This window comes from Paracraurococcus lichenis, from assembly GCF_030657435.1.
GTDB lineage: Bacteria > Pseudomonadota > Alphaproteobacteria > Acetobacterales > Acetobacteraceae > Paracraurococcus > Paracraurococcus lichenis.
This window is the reverse complement of sequence record NZ_JAUTWS010000092.1, coordinates 1-15,365: the sequence shown is the minus strand read 5'-3', so window position 1 is coordinate 15,365 and position 15,365 is coordinate 1. Positions and strand designations below refer to the sequence as shown.

The following is a 15,365-nucleotide window of genomic DNA, read 5'->3' as shown; positions in this document are numbered from 1 at the left end:
CCGCACAAGGCGGCAACCAAGCCGAGCAACCGGAAGCGGCCCCGCTCGAGCATCCAATGGTAGGCCTGCCAGCTCAGCCGTGGGGTCAACGCCAGGATCGCTCGCGTGACCGGCCCACTTCGGGCCAGCATGGCTCCGACGATCAGCTCCGCCAGGGTGCTTCGGGCAGCCCCCGGGATCGACAGCATGATCTCCTGGACCCATCTCGACAGCGTCGCCGGGAAGTCGGTCTCCGGTTGCGGTTCCATGGCGCCATCCGGCGTTTGGTCAGACACCCGCAACATGGGGACTGACGCCCGGCGGCGCCGCCTCGATCCCGCCAGACGCCTCAGGGCCGGGGCGGACTAGAAACTCCAGATTGTTTGAGTCTCTTCACCGAGTCCAGGCAGCTTTGATCCCGGCCAGCGTCAACCGCCGCCTCGAGATGCGCGGCAGGCCATAGGAGTGCAGCGCCATCGTTTCGAGGTGGCCGCAGCGGTCGGTCTTGCGGAGCACCGGGCCGTAGCGACAGTCGCTCGCCTGCTGCTAGATCAGGAAACTGCGGCTGCCGCTGCCGTGCTTGTGGCAGTCCGCCCAAAAGTGCGGTAATGTATCAAGTCCATCGTTGACCCACGCGGGGCCGCCCACAGTACTGGGTCAATCGTCTCTCCAACTCCTGCCGTCCCGCTCGATGAGAGCAACCGAAGCAGAAGGTCCCCAGCTTCCCGCCGCATAGGGCCGTGGTGGCTGCGGGTCGGCCGCCCATCCGGCCAGGATCGGGTCCATCCAGGCCCAGCCGGCCTCGACCTCGTCGCGGCGCATGAACAGGGTCTGATTGCCGCGCACCACATCCATGAGAAGGCGCTCGTAGGCGTCGGGGTAGCGTGTCCGGAAGGCTGTCTCGAAGCTCAGGTCGAGCTCGGTCGGGCTCAACCGCAGGCCGCCCGGCCCGGGTTGCTTGGCCATCACCGCCAACCGGATCCCCTCATCGGGCTGCAGCCGGATGATCAGTGCATTCGGCTGCAACTCCCCCGCATCGGCGGGAAAGACCGAGAAGCGAGGCGCCCGGAAGAACACGACGACCTGCGACATCTTCGTCGCCATGCGCTTGCCGGTCCGGAGATAGAACGGTGTCCCGCCCCAGCGCCAGTTGGCAATCTCCGCGCGGACGAGCGCGAATGTCTCCGTCGTGCTTCGCCGCTCACCGCCAAGGTCGGCAAGGTAGCCAGGGACCGGCCTGCCGCCGATGGCGCCCTCGGTGTACTGGCCCCGTACGGTCGCGGACCGCAGGTCGGCCGCCGTCATGGGCCGGAGCGAGCGCAGGATCCTGACCTTCTCGTCCCGCACGGCGTCAGCATCGAGCGATGTCGGGCATTCCATGGCCAGCAGGCAGAGGAGCTGCAGCATGTGGCCAAGCAGCATGTCACGCCCGGCGCCGAACTCATCATAGTATCCGCCGCGCTCCTCGAGGCCAACAGTCTCGGCGACCGTGATCTGGACGTGGTCGATCGCATCCGTGTTCCAGGTTCGCTCGATCAAGGGGTTGGCGAAGCGGAGCGCCAACAGGTTCTGGACGGTTTCCTTGCCGAGGTAGTGGTCGATGCGGAAGGTCTGCGCTTCGCTGAAAGCTGTCGCAACCTCATCCATGCTGCGCCGTGCCGAGGCGAGATCGCGTCCGATCGGCTTCTCCGGAACCACCCGGGACCGGGTGGTGACCAACTTCGCGGCAGCGAGGTTGCGCGAGATCGGCCCCTGCAGATCAGGCGAGGTGGCCATGTAGAAGACCCGCACCTTGTCGGGCGCGTCCTGCAGCCTGCGGGCGAGGCCGTCGAAGCCGTCCCCTGCACGGCCATCGACACGCTCATGCCCCAGCATGGCGCAGAAGCGGCGTACCTCGTCGAGGTCGAAGCGCTCAGGCGGGACGTGACGGCGAAGGGCCTCCTCAGCCAGTCCGCGGTAGGTGTCGTCCGACACCTCCCGGCGTGAGGCACCGATGATTCGACTGTCATCAGGGAACTGGCGGTCGAGAAATCGATGGAACAGGGCCGGCAGGAGCTTGCGCATGGCCAAGTCGCCGGTGCCACCGAACACGGCACAATCGAAGCTCTCGACGGGGATGATGGTCGCCATGGCCGGGCCGCCCTCGCCTAGGTTCCAGGTCCGGGCGCGGTGACGATCCCGCGGCCACACCCCATTGGAAGATGCCGCATCCCAGCCGCGTGGCAAGGTGGCACAGCGCCCGCTCGCCGCGCAGGCGTCCCGCTTCAGGCGTCGTTCTGTTGGCCAGGGCGGGGCGAGGTGCATTCGCCCGCCTTCGCATCATCGCCCGAGGACCAGTGGGCGATCCCCGCCTCGCCCGCCTGCGACAAGCGGTAGAGACCGCGCGCCTCGCGCTCGAACCGGCCGTAGATGTTCCTGAGCAGGATGGCCGCAGCGTCGGGCGCGACGTCCCGCAGGTCACGCGGTCGTTTCAGCCCCTCGTGCAGCATCGCGGCGCAGGCCAGGGCGCGTTGTCGGTAGGCCGTCATGACGGGCTGGCGGGACGACCCGCACGGCGAGGGGTCGCCGCGCCGCCGCCGGTGCTCGTCCAGCAGGCGGGATCGGTGCCGCGGGTCTCGGCGCGGGCGGTACGGGCCTGGCGCGACGAGGACCTCGACTGAGCCGCGCGCCGCGTCCACGGTCAGCGTCCCTGCTTCGGTCGGGTCGGCGCGGCCGGGCCGCCCAGCCGGCGCAGGGCACGGCGCAGCAGCCAGCCCCGCAGGCCCGGTGCGCGCTCGATGGCGGCGCGGAGCGCCTTCAGCTCGGCCTCCGCCCTCGACCGTGCGACGGCGGCGTCAAGAGCGAGGCCGCGGGCGACTTTCTGCCCCTCCTCCAGCTCGGCGATGCGCCGTGCTGCCAGCGGGTCGGCAGCCCCCTGCTCGAGGTGCTGGATGCGGGTCCGGGCCTGGACCAGTTCCCGGCGCAGCTGTTCGATCTCCGATCGCAGCGCGGCGAAGCTGCCGTCCGGCTGTCCTGCGACCCTGCGGGGTGGGCGTCGGCTCATCGGCTCCTCGGTTGCTGCGGCAGAAGTCGGATGCGGCGACGTTAGGGAGACCGGCACGCACGGTGTCGGCAGCGGTCGTGCAACGTCGTGCTGCGCTGCCACGGTTATCGTACCGACGTTGCCGGAGGCAAGGCTGACGGCGCATCACACGTCCATGGCGAGCACCGCGAAAGTGGCCAGCCAGTGCTCGCCCATATAGTCGTGCGCCAGGTACGGCAGGCTGGCTGCCAGATGGCCCTCGGCTGCTGCCTCCGCGCGCATCCGCCGCCGATCATCGGCCGGCCAATGGTCCGAGAGCAGCCGCCAGCACCAGGCACGGCTGAGGTTCAGCCCGTCGAGATGCACGATGCGGCCATCGCTCCGGTCGCTGACTGCCGCCGGGCGGAACAGCGTCGCCGGATCGCCCTCGCCCAGGTGTGGCAGAAAGCGATCGAACCACGCCGCGAAGTCCGGCGGGGATAACAGCCGACGCATGCAGGCCGCTTCGGTGAGGGCGGGCGAGAGGAAGTCCTCGCCGCTCGGCTCCCAGGCCTGGCAGGCCGTATCGGCGCCAAACCAAGCCTGAGCAGCCTCTCGGAGCAGGTCAAGCAGGGCCGGATCGTGATCCGCAGCATACTCCACAGCCAGGGTCAGGGCGAAGGCCGAGCAGGTATGGGTGCCGCTGCGGACGGGATAGGTGGCTTTGGGCAGCCAGGCCCGGAAGCGCTCGGCAAAAGCCTCCGCCAGCGGCGCGAGTACCTTGCCCCAGGCACTGCCCTCAAGTCGCGCGAGTTCGGCGGCCAACATCAGCAGCCAGGCCCAGCCATAGGGCCGTTCGAAGCCGCCAGCGTGGGGCCGGTCGAGATAGGCGCGTTCCGTCGCCACGGCGACCTCGGTGTAGAGCGCGTCGAACAAAGCCCGCACCTGCGGCGCGGCGGGCATGGCGGGGTAGCGGCGCAGCAGGCGCGCCAACATCCAGTGCCCGTGCACGCAGGAGTGCCAATCGAAGCTGCCGAAGAATACCGGGTGCAGCGCGCGAGGGCTGCACAGGTCCTCCGGGCCGGTGAGCACGTGGTCGGGCTTGTTCGGGTACTCGCGCTGCACGTGACCGAGGGCGATCTCGGCCATGCGGCTAGCGGTCTCCAGGGTCAGCGCAGGTCGCACGTGTCTCCCTCCCCATGGTCGCCGTCGCGCGATTATGCCGCCGTATCCTCCCCTTCCTGCAAGCGGTGCACCGCGACGGGGTTCACGCGGATGGAGGCGAGAGAGGCGGCGATCGCCCCCGGCGCAGCGGGCAGGGGTTGGTGGCCGTGCCGGCTGCACCACGCAGAGAAATCCGCCCAGTCCACGCGATAGGTCCGGCGGGTGGCAGCCGAGAGGCTCTCGGCGGCGTAGGTACCGGGCTTGGTGACGGGGCCTGCCCATCTGCACTTGGCGAAACCCAGCCCCTCGCGTTCGTGTGGTCACTGCAACGTATCGAGCGCAAGGTTGAGACGCAGGACGTTGATGCGTGGCTCACCAAACAGGCCGAACAGGCGACCATTGGTATGCTGCGCGACGAGTTCGGTGACTCGCGCCTGCGGCAGGCCGCGGACCCGGGCCACGCGGCCTATCTGCCGAGCCGCGTTTTCCGGGCTGATATGCGGGTCGAGGCCGGAGCCCGAGGCCGCGACGGCATCGGCCGGTACCGGCCCGCCGCCGAGCGCGGCGACGCGCACCTTCACTGTCTCCAGCAGCGCTGCGGAGGTCGGGCCAAGCTGCGAGGCGGCTGGGGCCGCGGCGTTGTAGGGCGCGGCCCTGGTGTTGCCTGCATTCTCCGGATCCGGCGCGATTGTCGTCGAGGGGCGCGGGTGGAAATATCGCTCGGAGGCGAAGTCCTGCCCGAGCAGGGCCGAGCCGACCACCTTACCGTCCCGTGCGATGAGGCTGCCGCCGGCCTTCCCGGGGAAGACCGCACCGGCGACGCCGGTGAAGGCCAGCGGCATGGCCAGGCCGAGCAGTAGGGTGAACAGCGCGACCAAGGCGGCGGCCGGGCGGAGGATGGCGATCATGGTCAGGCGAGCCCCAGCAGAACGAGGATGAAGTCGATGAGCTTGATCCCGACGAAGGGCGCAACGATGCCGCCCAGGCCGTAGATCAGCAGGTTGCGCCGCAGCAGCGCGATCGCGCCGACCGGCACGTAGCGCACGCCGCGTAGCGCCAGCGGGAAGAGCGCCACGATGATCAGCGCGTTGAAGATCACGGCCGAGAGGATGGCGCTCTCGGGCGAGGCAAGGCGCATGACATTCAGCACCGCGAGTTCCGGGTAGGACGCCACGAAGATCGCCGGCAGGATGGCAAAGTATTTCGCCACGTCGTTGGCGATGGAGAAGGTGGTTAGCGCGCCGCGGGTGATCAGGAGCTGCTTGCCGATCTCCACCACCTCGATGAGCTTGGTGGGGTCGCTGTCGAGGTCCACCATGTTGCCGGCCTCACGCGCGGCCTGGGTACCGGTCTGCATCGCCAGCCCGACATCGGCCTGGGCCAGCGCCGGGGCGTCGTTGGTGCCGTCGCCGGCCATCGCCACCAGCCGCCCCTCGGCCTGCGCCTGGCGGATATAGGCGAGCTTGTCCTCAGGCGTCGCCTCCGCGATGAAGTCGTCCACCCCGGCCTCGGCAGCGATGGCCGCGGCGGTGAGCCGGTTGTCGCCAGTCACCATCACGGTGCGGATGCCCATGCGGCGCAGCGCGTCGAAGCGGCCTCGCATGCCGGTCTTGACGATGTCCTTCAGCTCAATGGCGCCGAGCAGCCGCCCATCCCTTGCGACCGCCAGCGGCGTCCCGCCGGCCCGCGCGATGCGGTCCACCGCCTCGCGCAGCGTGGATGGCGCCTCGCCGCCAAGGAAGCGCAGCAATGCGTCCACCGCGCCCTTGCGATAGACGCCGTGCGGCAGGTCGAGGCCCGAGATGCGGGTCTGCGCGGTAAAGGGGATCACCCGCGCGCCTTCCGGCAGGGCCCGCGCCTGGATGCCGTACCGCTCCCGCGCGAAGGCGAGGATGGATCGGCCCTCCGGCGTCTCGTCGGCCAGCGAGGAGAGCACCGCCGCCTCCGCCACCTCCCTCTCGGTCGCGCCCGGGACCGGGATGAAGCCTGCGGCCTGGCGATTGCCGAGCGTGATGGTGCCGGTCTTGTCGAGCAGCAGCACATCCACATCGCCGGCGGCCTCCACCGCCCGGCCGCTGGTCGCCAGCACGTTGAAGCGCACCAGCCGGTCCATGCCCGCGATGCCGATGGCGGAGAGCAGGCCACCGATCGTCGTCGGGATCAGCGTGACCAGCAGCGCCGCCAGTACCGCAATGGAGGGCGGCTGGCCGTTCCAGCTTGCCAGCCCAACCAGCGAGGCCACCGCAATCAGGAAGATGATCGTCATGCCGGCCAGCAGGATGTCGAGAGCGATCTCGTTCGGCGTCTTCTGCCGCGCCGCGCCCTCCACAAGGGCAATCATCCGGTCGAGGAAGGTGGAGCCTGGTGCGGCAGTGATGCGCACCACGATCCAGTCGGAGACGACGAGGGTGCCGCCCGTGACCGCGCTGCGGTCGCCGCCGCTCTCGCGGATCACCGGCGCGCTCTCGCCGGTCACGGCGGCCTCGTTCACGCTGGCAATGCCCTCCACCACCTCGCCGTCGGAGGGGATGAGGTCGCCGGCCTCGACCAGCACCAGATCGCCGGCGCGCAACTCCGTCGCGGATCGCGGCTGCCAGAGCGTGCGGTCGTCGCCGCGCAGCAGCAGCTTCGCCCGGGTCTCGGTGCGGGCGCGGCGCAGGCTCTCGGCCTGGGCGCGACCGCGGCCTTCCGCCACCGCCTCGGCGAAGGTGGCGAACAGCACCGTCAGCCAGAGCCAGAGCGCGATGCCGGCCTGGAAGGTCCAGGTTTGCCCGAGCGCCAGGGCGCGGGTGGCCAGGACGGTCACCAGGATCGCCACGACCTCCGTGACGAAGATGACCGGGTTGCGCACGAGGCGGCGCGGGTCGAGTTTTCCGAGCGCCTCCAGCGCCGCGCGCCGGACGATCGGGCCGGAGAGGAGGGCGCCGCCGCGGGTCGCATGGCGGGCCTCCGCGGCCGAAATGGCGGGTGTCATGTCCATCGGGAGCGGCCTCAAAAGGTCTTGCCCGCGCCGAGCACGACGTGCTCGGCGACCGGGCCGAGGGCGAGGGCGGGCATGAACTGCAGCCCGCCGAGGATGAGGATCATGCCGGCCAGCAGCCCGACGAAGAGCGGGCCATGCGTCGGCAAGGTGCCGGTGGAGGCGGCGAGCTTCGGCTTGGCGGCCAGCGAGCCCGCGATCGCCATCACCGGCACCACATAGCCGAAGCGGCCGAGCAGCATGGCGATGCCCAGCGTCGTGTTCATCCAGGGCGTGTCGGCCGTCAGCCCGCCGAAGGCCGAGCCGTTGTTCCCTGCCGCCGAGGTATAGGCGTAGAGCATCTCGCTCAGCCCGTGCGGTCCCTGTTCCTGGATCGACACCACCGCCACGGGCAGCACGACCGCGACCGCCGTGAACCCGAGAATCGCGGCCGGCAGCACCAGCACCGCCAGCATTGCCAGCTTCACCTCGCGCGCCTGCACCTTCTTGCCGAGGTATTCCGGCGTGCGGCCCACCATCAGCCCGGCGACGAAGACCGCCAGCAGCACGAAGACGAGCATGCCATAGAGGCCGGAGCCGACGCCGCCCGGCAGCACCTCGCCGAGCTGAATCAAGAACAGCGGCACCAACCCGCCGAGCGAGGTGAAGCTGTCGAACATGGCGTTCACCGCACCGCAGGAGGCGCCTGTCGTGGTCGCGGTGAAGAGCGCGACGAGCGCCTGGCCGAACCGGACCTCCTTGCCCTCCATGTTGCCGAGCGCGGGATCCACGCCGGCTGCGATGTGCAGCGGGTTGCCGCCGGCCTCGGCCGCGTAGACGATCCAGGTGCCGGCGAGGACGAAGGCCAGCAAGACTGCCAGCAGCGCCCAGCCCTGGCGGATGTCGCGCACGATGTGCCCGAAGGTGAGCGCCAGGGCGAAGGGGATCACCTGCTGCGCCCAGATCTGCAGGGCGGTCGCCAGTGCCGACGGACCCTCGAAGGGATGCGCCGAGTTCACCCCGAAGAAGCCGCCGCCATTGGTACCCAGGTGCTTGATCGCGACCTGGAAGGCGGCCGGGCCGAGCGGAATGGTCTGCGTCGCGCCCTCCAACGTCGTCGCCTCGGCATAGGCCGAGAGCGTCTGCGGTACGCCCATGGCCACGAAGGCAAGGCCCACCACCAGGGCAAGCGGCAGCAGGACATAGAGCGTCACGCGCACGACATCGGCCCAGAAGTTCCCCAGGTCCCGCAGCCCGCCGCCGGCGAAGGCGCGGCAGACCGCCAGGGCCAGCGCGATGCCGGTGGCAGCGGAGAGGAAGTTCTGCACCGAGAGGCCGGCCATCTGGCTCAGGTAGCTCATCGTCACCTCGCCGCTGTAGGCCTGCCAGTCGGTGTTGGTGACGAAGCTGATCGCGGTGTTGAAGGCGAGCCAGGGCGGCACGCCGTCGAAGCCCTGCGGGTTGAGGGGCAACGCCCCTTGCAGCCGAAGCAGGGCGTAGAGGACCAGGAAGCCCGCGAGATTGGCTGCGAGCATGGCCAGCGTGTAGGCCTTCCAGCCCATCCCGCGCGCGGGGTCGATGCCGCCCGCCGCATAGATCGCGCGCTCGAGCGGCGCAAGGAAGGCGATCCGCCCCGCCGCGACCGCGGCGATGTACCGGGCCAGGGGTACGGCAGCCGCCAGGATGGCGGCGAGCACCAGGGTGATCTGCATCCAGCCGATGAACGTCATGGGATCACAGATCCTCCGGGCGCAGCAGCGCCCACAGCAGGTAAAGGAGGAGGCCAGCGGTCACTACGCCGCCGAGGATGAGCTCGGTCACGGCAGTCACACCCGTTCGCAGCCGGTCGCGTAGGCCGCCATCAGGCCGAACAGGCCGGCGCCGAGCACCAGCAGGAGAAGGTCGAGCATCCGCGGAACTCCCATCCAGATGGTCGGACGGGCGTAGGCTCAGCGCGCGTAAAGGCTCCATGCGGGATCCGGGTCGGCCGCATAAAGACGGCGTAAAGACGCGGGCCGCGACGCGCCGGGCCTGCTATCGGGAGCGACATGACCGAGCAGCCACCCCGCCCCGATCCCGACGCCCTGCTCGCGCTCGCGCGGTGGGAGGGGCGCGGCCGGCTGAAGGTGTTCCTCGGCGCCGCGCCTGGCGTCGGCAAGACGATGGAGATGCTCGCCGAGGCGCGGCGGCGTCTCGCCGGCGGCGCCGATGTCCTGGCCGGCATCGTGGAGACGCATGGCCGGACGGAGACGCAGGCCGCCATCGGCGATCTGCCCGTCCTGCCGCGCTCTCGCATACCCTACCGCGGACAGGAACTGGAGGAGTTCGACCTCGACGGCGCGCTGGCGCGGCGCCCGCAGATCCTGCTGCTCGACGAACTGGCGCACAGCAACTCCCCCGGCAGCCGCCACCCGAAGCGTTGGCAGGATGTGGAAGAGCTGCGCGCGGCCGGCATCGAGGTGTGGACGACGATGAACGTCCAGCACCTCGAGAGCCTCTCGGAGGCGGTGGCGCGGATCACCGGCGTGCGGGTGGCGGAGACGGTACCGGACCGCGTGCTGGCCGAGGCCGACGCGGTCGAGCTGATCGACATCCCGCCTGCCGAGCTGATCGAGCGCATGCGCCAGGGCCGCATCTATCGCCCCGACCAGGCGGCGCGCGCGCTGCGCGGCTTCTTCCGGGAAGGCAACCTCGCCGCGCTGCGCGAGATGGCGCTGCGCCGCACGGCCGAACGCGTGGACGCGGATGTCACCGGCTACATGCGCGCCAATGCCATCGCCGGCCCCTGGCCGGCCGGCGACCGCGTCATGGCGCTGGTTGGCGCCGATCCCTCGGCCGAGACGGTGGTACGGGAGGCCCGCCGCGTCGCGGATGCGCTGAAGGCACCGCTCCTCGCCCTGCATGTCGAGCAGCCGACGGCCGACCCGTCCGCCGATCCCGGCCCCGCGCTGCGACTTGCGGAGCGGCTCGGCGCCGAAGCCGAAACGGTAGTCGCCGCCGACCTGCCCTCCGCCATCCTGCGCGAGGCGCAGGTGCGCAACGTGACCCACCTCGTCATCGGCCGCGGCCGTCCGGGCCGATGGCGACGGCTGGCAGGCCGGACGCTGTCCGCCTCGCTGCTGCGCCAGGCCGGCGACTTCACGCTTCACGTGGTCCCGGAGCCGGCCGGCGCGCCGCGCCGCCTACCGCCCGAACGCCACGCTTTGCCGCCTTGGGCAGGCTGGATGGCACCTCCCGCTCTCATCGCGGGGGCGACCACCCTGGCCCTCGCCTTCGACGGCGTGGTGCCCGAAGGCGCGCTCGGCATGATCTACCTCGTGCCGATCGTGGCGGCCGCCGTGGGCTTCGGTCCGGTCCAGGGCGCCCTGGCCGCGGCACTGTCTTTCCTGGCCTGGAACTTCCTGTTCCTGCCGCCGCGCTACACCCTGACCATCGCCGGGCCGCAGGACGTGGTCGGCGTCGTCGTCTTCGCCCTCGTCGCGCTGATGCTGGCCGGCACCACCGGCGGCCTCGGGCGTTCGGTCCGCGCCGCGCGCGCCCGCATGCTCGGCCTGCGGCGATTGGTCGAGTTCAGCCGCCGGCTGGGGGCGCCGGGAGACAAGGGCGACCTGGTGCAGGCCATTGCGGAGGAGGCCTCGCGCATCGCGGGCGAGCCCGCCTGCGTGCTGCTGCTGCTGCCGCCCCTGCCGGGCGAGAGCGCGCCCGAGCCGGTGCTGCGGGCCAGCGTGCCGGTCGAGGTCGAGCCGGACGAGTCCAGCATGGCCGCGGCGCGATGGGCCGCCGCCAACCGCCGTGCGGCCGGCCGCGGAACCGATACCCTGCCCTCCGCCGCCTGGCAGTTCCGCCCGATGCGCACCGCCCATGGCCTTGCGGGCCTGGTCGGGCTGCGCCGGCCGGAGGCGGGCGGCCCGCTCGACGGCGAGGCCGACCGCGCCCTGGACGCGCTGCTGGACCAGGCGGCCGTCGCGCTCGAGCGTGCCGAGCTGATGGAGGAACGCGCCCGCGGCGAGGCGCTGGCCGAGACCGAGGCGCTGCGCACCGCGCTGCTCACCTCGCTCGGCCACGATCTCAGGACGCCCCTCACCTCCATCCGCGGCGCGATCGCGACGCTGCGGACATCCGGTCCGGCGCTGTCGGAGGCGACCCGCGCCGACCTGCTGGCCACCGCCGAGGAGGAGACCGAGCGCCTGTCCCGCTGGATCGCCAATATTCTCGACATGGTGCGCATCGAGAGCCGCCAGATTGCGCCCCGACGCGAGGCGGTGGACCTGGCCGAGGCGCTGGAGACCGCCGCCGCGCGCGCCGCACGGGCGCATGGGCGGGAGATCGCGCTGGACCTTGGGCCACGGCCGACTGCGCCGCGCCTCGACCCGGCCCTGCTCGACCAGGTCATGGCCAACCTGCTCGATAACGCGCTGAAGTTCTCGGCGCCCGGCGGGCGCGTCCGCGCGCGGGTCGGCCGGGAAGGACCGGAGGTCATGATCGCTGTCGAGGATGACGGGCCAGGGATTCCGCGCGAGGATCTGCACCGGATCTTCGATCCGTACTTCCGCGCCACGCGCACCGACCGGGTGGCCGCCGGCAGCGGTCTTGGCTTGGCTATCTGCCGCGGCCTCGTCCAGGCCATGGGTGGACGCATCGCCGCCGAGAGCCCTGCGACGCCGGACGGACGCGGGACACGGGTGGTTGTCAGGTTCTCGGGCGCATGAACGAGGTCGCTCCGCTGCGCATCCTCGTCATGGACGACGAGCCGCAGATCCACCGTTTCCTGGCCCCCGCGCTGGAAGCGGCGAGCTACACGCCGCTGCGCGCGATGACGATGGCTGAGGGGTTGCGCCTGGCGGCCGAGCGGGCGCCGGCGCTGGTGCTGCTCGACCTCGGCCTGCCGGATGGTGACGGCAAGCTGGCGATCCCCCGGCTGCGCGGGTTCACCGCGGCGCCAGTGGTCGTCCTCTCCGCCCGCGACCAGGAGGTCGAAAAGGTCGCCGCGCTCGACGCCGGGGCGGACGATTACGTGGAGAAGCCCTTCGCGTTGGGCGAGTTGTTGGCACGCATCCGTGCCGCGCTGCGGCGCGCCGGTGCGGCAGCGCAGCAGCCGGCGGCCACCATCGTGCGAGCCGGACCACTGGAGGTGGATCTCGGCCGGCGGACGGCGCGGGTGGCGGGTGGTGAGCCACTGAAGCTGACGCCGCGCGAGTGGGACCTGCTTGCCGCATTGGTCCGCGGCGGAGAGGGCCGGGTGGTGACGCAGCGCCAGTTGCTTACGGCGGTCTGGGGACTGGCGCATGTCGAGGACGCGCAATATCTGCGCGTCTATGTAGGACACCTTCGGCAGAAGTTGGGGCACGCTGCCAGCCTCATCCGGACCGAGCCGGGTGTAGGCTACCGGTTCGGCACCGAGTAGCGCGGGCGCTGCTTCAGGGCGCACTCCCGCGAAGAATGGTTCGGGTCACACTTGGCGGATCCATCTGCTACCTCATGCACCTGCATCTGGGCGGCTAGAAGCAGCAGAGATCCTTGGCTCGGCTAGTGGCCGCTAAAATCCGGCCAGTCCGGCTGGGCTCTCGTCCACAAGTTTGGCCCGGCGGACATAGCCGCGCATGGTGCGGATGTCGCGGTGGCAGGAGTGCTCCATGATGGCTTCGTCCCGCGCCCCGGCCTGGTAGGCCTCGGTGATGAAGCCCGCTCGCAGCCCGTGCAGCGGCAGTCGCTCGAGCCCGGCAGGCTTGATGCCGGCCAGCGCCAGCCGTCGCGCCAGGATTTTTGGGAGCGCGTAGGGGTGCAGCGCCGTGGTCTCGAGGTTGCCACAGCGGTCGATCCTGCGGAACACCGGGCCGTAGCGACGGTCGCCGGCCTGCAGCCAAGCCTCGAGCGCGCCGCGGACCGGGCAGGTCTCCAGCTTGCGGCCGCGCGGGATGCCGAGCTCGGCCCCCCTCCCCGCCTGGTCGGTCCTGGCGCGCGGGATCAGCAGCCGCAGGCCCTCGCGCGTGAGGGGGATGTGCTCGCGCAGCACGGCGACCAGTTCGCTCCGCCGCAGCGCCGCGGCGAAGCCCAGCAGCAGCAGGGCGCGGTCGCGCGTGCCGGTGAGGCTGTCGGTGCAGGTGGCCACCAGTTTGCGGATCTCGGCGGTGCCGTTCGTCGCGGCGCGACGGGCCGGGGTGCCGTGCTGGCGGCCGATGCCGGCGAGGGTGTCGCGGATCGCCGGGTGCGAGCCCGCCCAGGGGTGACCTGCCATGCGGTGGGCACGGCCGATGGCGGCGAGGCGGCGGCGGAGCGTGGCGCCGGCGTGGCTGGCGGCGAGGTAGGCGGCTCCGATGTCGTCTTCGTCATCCCTGGGCGCCCAGGGCTGGGGAGGCCCTGGTGCACCGTCCTGGCCTTGCCGGACGCCCTGGCGGGCCCGGGGCCGGAGCCCTATCGCGGTGACCTGTCGGTGGGGCAGGCTGGGTCGCCTCCCCCCGCAGCGTCGGCATCGGCCGATCCGCTCCTGGCCAGGCGCGCGAGCCCGGCCCGTGTCTTGCGGATCGCCGCGTCCACCGCCTGCATCGCCGCCTCCAGGTCGCCGTAGTCGAAGGCCCGCCGCTCAAGCGGCCCGGCGCGCGGCGGCGGTGCCGGCGCCAGGATCTCGGGCGGCACCTCCACCGCCGCCGGCACCTCGCGCGGCCGCCCCCTCCCCCGCCCGGGCAGCGGCCGGCGCGGCGGCGCCGCCGCCTGCCGCAGTGGCGCAAGGCCGGCGAGGCCGAACAGGCGGCGGCTGTGGCGGTGCGTCACCTCGACCGCGACCTCCAGCCGGACGAGCTCGTCGAGGATGGCGCAGGCCGCCTTCACCGACATCCCCAGCGCGGCGGCCAGCGTCGTGGCCGAGACCAGTGGGACGGCCGCGAGCAGGTCCACCGCCGCGGGGGCGCGCGAGGTGCTGCGCCGCCCCGCGGCCACCGCCGCCCGCGCGGCAAGCCACCGCCGCTCCATCTCGATCAGCAGGTCGAGCGCCGTCCCCGCCTCGGCGGCGACCGCCCGCAGGAATGCCGGGATCCAGAGCGGCGGGTCCCAGGGCTGGTCGGGCCCGAGCGCGGCCGCCCCGGTGAGCGGCAGCGGGGCGCGGAGCACGCCCACCGCGCCCCAGCGCCGCACCAGCGCGGCGCGCAGCGGCGGGCGCGTCCCGCCGCGCTCGAGCCAGCACCAGGCACCCCAGGCGGCATCGAGCAGCGGGACGCCATAGGGGCGCTGCCCTTCGAGCGCGGCGAGCGCCGCCCGTATCTCCTCCTCCGCGTCCTCGTCGGGCGCCGCGAGCCAGCCGTGGTAGTCGAGGGCGAGGCGGGCGGCGTCCTGGATCGCCCCCGCATCCATGATCCGCTCGCTGTCCCGCATGGCCCGCAGCGGCAGGCCTTCCAGCGCGGCGGCGAGGTGCCAGGGGTCGATGAGGTGCCCGTCTGCCGCGGCCTGGCGCCGGGCCGCATCGAGGCGGGTCCGGTGCAGCAGGGCCGGCAACAGCGGATGCAGGGCGGTGGCGGCATCGAGCCGTGCGACCGCTGCGCTGGCCAGGGTAAGGGCCGCCAGCAGGGCCGGGTCCCCGAGATGCGGGGGCGTGTCAGCCCGCCTGCTCGATGCCAGCGACACCGGTGAGCCCCCTCCCCTCGGAATCGGTGTGATTTACCCGATTCAGAACTTCACTTCAAACTCTCGCTTATTTTCAGGCCAGGGGGCAGCCTGGGTGGTTCCCGCACGGCGTCGTCGGTCGTGTCGAGGCCCCCGGCATGCCATCGCGGCCGCCAACAGGCCTGGAAGCGCGTCGCGCCGGCGCCCGAACGCCGGTCGCGGGGAGCCCGGAATGCCGCCCTGCACGCGGCAGAATGCCGCTCCGACAAGGGCTTGCGCCTCGGCCTGCCGGGGGGCCCGGTGCCGCCCGGCAGGCGGCCTGGGCTGGCCGCCGGAGGCTGGCGCGGGCTCTTGATGCGCCTGCAAAGGACCGGATGAGCGCGACTTGCAAGATTTGACAAGGCCCAGGACAGGCGGTTCCCTCGGCGCGTCGATCCTCAATCGTGAGATCCACCCTCACCCTGGCCGTCGCGGGCCGGGGCGCAGCAGGACAAGGGAGCCTCGGCATGGCGCTGGTCGGCTACGCGCGCGTCAGCACCGAGGATCAGGCGACGCGGCGCCAGCTCGATGAGCTGCGCGCCGCCGGCTGCCGCGACGTGGCCGAGGAGCACGCCTCGGGCGGCGACCGCGACCGGCCCGTGCTCGCCCGCACCCTGGCCCGGCTGCGGC

Annotated in this window: 14 protein-coding genes; 3 read left to right on the top strand and 11 right to left on the bottom strand. The window is 71.8% G+C overall.

Features of this window, described 5'->3' with window-relative positions; translation table 11 throughout:
- From Q7A36_RS34415 to kdpF, 9 genes are all read right to left on the bottom strand, one after another.
- Positions 1 to 248 (bottom strand): hypothetical protein (locus tag Q7A36_RS34415; RefSeq protein WP_305108326.1); only part of this gene is annotated, 248 nt, incomplete at its 3' end.
- A 388-nt stretch (positions 249 to 636) separates the two neighbouring features.
- Positions 637 to 2,109 carry a glucose-6-phosphate dehydrogenase gene (gene zwf / locus Q7A36_RS34410; RefSeq protein ID WP_305108325.1) on the bottom strand — a complete coding sequence of 491 codons (1,473 nt, stop codon included), beginning with the start codon at positions 2,107 to 2,109 and terminating at the stop codon, positions 637 to 639.
- 134 nt (positions 2,110 to 2,243) lie between these two features.
- Positions 2,244 to 2,657 carry a DUF2161 family putative PD-(D/E)XK-type phosphodiesterase gene (locus tag Q7A36_RS34405; RefSeq protein ID WP_305108324.1) on the bottom strand — a complete coding sequence of 138 codons (414 nt, stop codon included), beginning with the start codon at positions 2,655 to 2,657 and terminating at the stop codon, positions 2,244 to 2,246.
- A gap of 2 nt (positions 2,658 to 2,659) precedes the next feature.
- Entirely contained in the window at positions 2,660 to 3,022 is a 363-nt protein-coding gene (locus Q7A36_RS34400; protein WP_305108323.1) for a hypothetical protein, read from the bottom strand.
- 144 nt (positions 3,023 to 3,166) lie between these two features.
- On the bottom strand, positions 3,167 to 4,129 hold the full coding sequence (locus tag Q7A36_RS34395; RefSeq protein ID WP_305108322.1) for a DUF2891 domain-containing protein: 963 nt from the start codon (positions 4,127 to 4,129) through the stop codon (positions 3,167 to 3,169).
- Positions 4,130 to 4,464: 335 nt separating this feature from the next.
- Complete coding sequence (kdpC, locus tag Q7A36_RS34390; protein WP_305108321.1) at positions 4,465 to 5,052, bottom strand: potassium-transporting ATPase subunit KdpC; 588 nt, start codon at positions 5,050 to 5,052, stop codon at positions 4,465 to 4,467.
- A 2-nt stretch (positions 5,053 to 5,054) separates the two neighbouring features.
- Entirely contained in the window at positions 5,055 to 7,124 is a 2,070-nt protein-coding gene (gene kdpB, locus Q7A36_RS34385; RefSeq protein ID WP_370655752.1) for a potassium-transporting ATPase subunit KdpB, read from the bottom strand.
- Between the two features lie 11 nt (positions 7,125 to 7,135).
- Positions 7,136 to 8,833 carry a potassium-transporting ATPase subunit KdpA gene (gene kdpA / locus Q7A36_RS34380; protein WP_305108320.1) on the bottom strand — a complete coding sequence of 566 codons (1,698 nt, stop codon included), beginning with the start codon at positions 8,831 to 8,833 and terminating at the stop codon, positions 7,136 to 7,138.
- Between the two features lie 4 nt (positions 8,834 to 8,837).
- On the bottom strand, positions 8,838 to 8,924 hold the full coding sequence (gene kdpF, locus Q7A36_RS41805) for a K(+)-transporting ATPase subunit F (RefSeq protein WP_370655753.1): 87 nt from the start codon (positions 8,922 to 8,924) through the stop codon (positions 8,838 to 8,840).
- Positions 8,925 to 9,151: 227 nt separating this feature from the next.
- Between kdpF and Q7A36_RS34375 the strand changes: the two genes are divergently transcribed.
- Together Q7A36_RS34375 and Q7A36_RS34370 are read left to right on the top strand one after the other, a co-directional pair.
- Positions 9,152 to 11,812 carry a sensor histidine kinase gene (locus Q7A36_RS34375; protein WP_305108319.1) on the top strand — a complete coding sequence of 887 codons (2,661 nt, stop codon included), beginning with the start codon at positions 9,152 to 9,154 and terminating at the stop codon, positions 11,810 to 11,812.
- The gene (locus Q7A36_RS34370; RefSeq protein ID WP_305108318.1) at positions 11,809 to 12,507 is read left to right on the top strand and encodes a response regulator; all 699 of its coding nucleotides are present in this window, start codon (positions 11,809 to 11,811) and stop codon (positions 12,505 to 12,507) included. The genes Q7A36_RS34375 and Q7A36_RS34370 overlap by 4 nt, the downstream gene beginning before the upstream one ends.
- A gap of 132 nt (positions 12,508 to 12,639) precedes the next feature.
- Here Q7A36_RS34370 and Q7A36_RS34365 read toward each other — a convergent pair whose 3' ends face one another.
- Both Q7A36_RS34365 and Q7A36_RS34360 read right to left on the bottom strand, forming a co-directional pair.
- Positions 12,640 to 13,338, bottom strand: a complete 699-nt coding sequence (locus Q7A36_RS34365; protein ID WP_305108317.1) for a tyrosine-type recombinase/integrase — start codon at positions 13,336 to 13,338, stop codon at positions 12,640 to 12,642.
- A 176-nt stretch (positions 13,339 to 13,514) separates the two neighbouring features.
- Positions 13,515 to 14,717 (bottom strand): hypothetical protein, encoded by a 1,203-nt coding sequence (locus Q7A36_RS34360; RefSeq protein WP_305108316.1) that lies wholly within the window; start codon positions 14,715 to 14,717, stop codon positions 13,515 to 13,517.
- Between the two features lie 422 nt (positions 14,718 to 15,139).
- Here Q7A36_RS34360 and Q7A36_RS34355 point away from each other — a divergent pair.
- Positions 15,140 to 15,365, top strand: a 226-nt coding sequence (locus Q7A36_RS34355) for a recombinase family protein (protein ID WP_456306838.1), incomplete at its 3' end; no start/stop codon positions are given.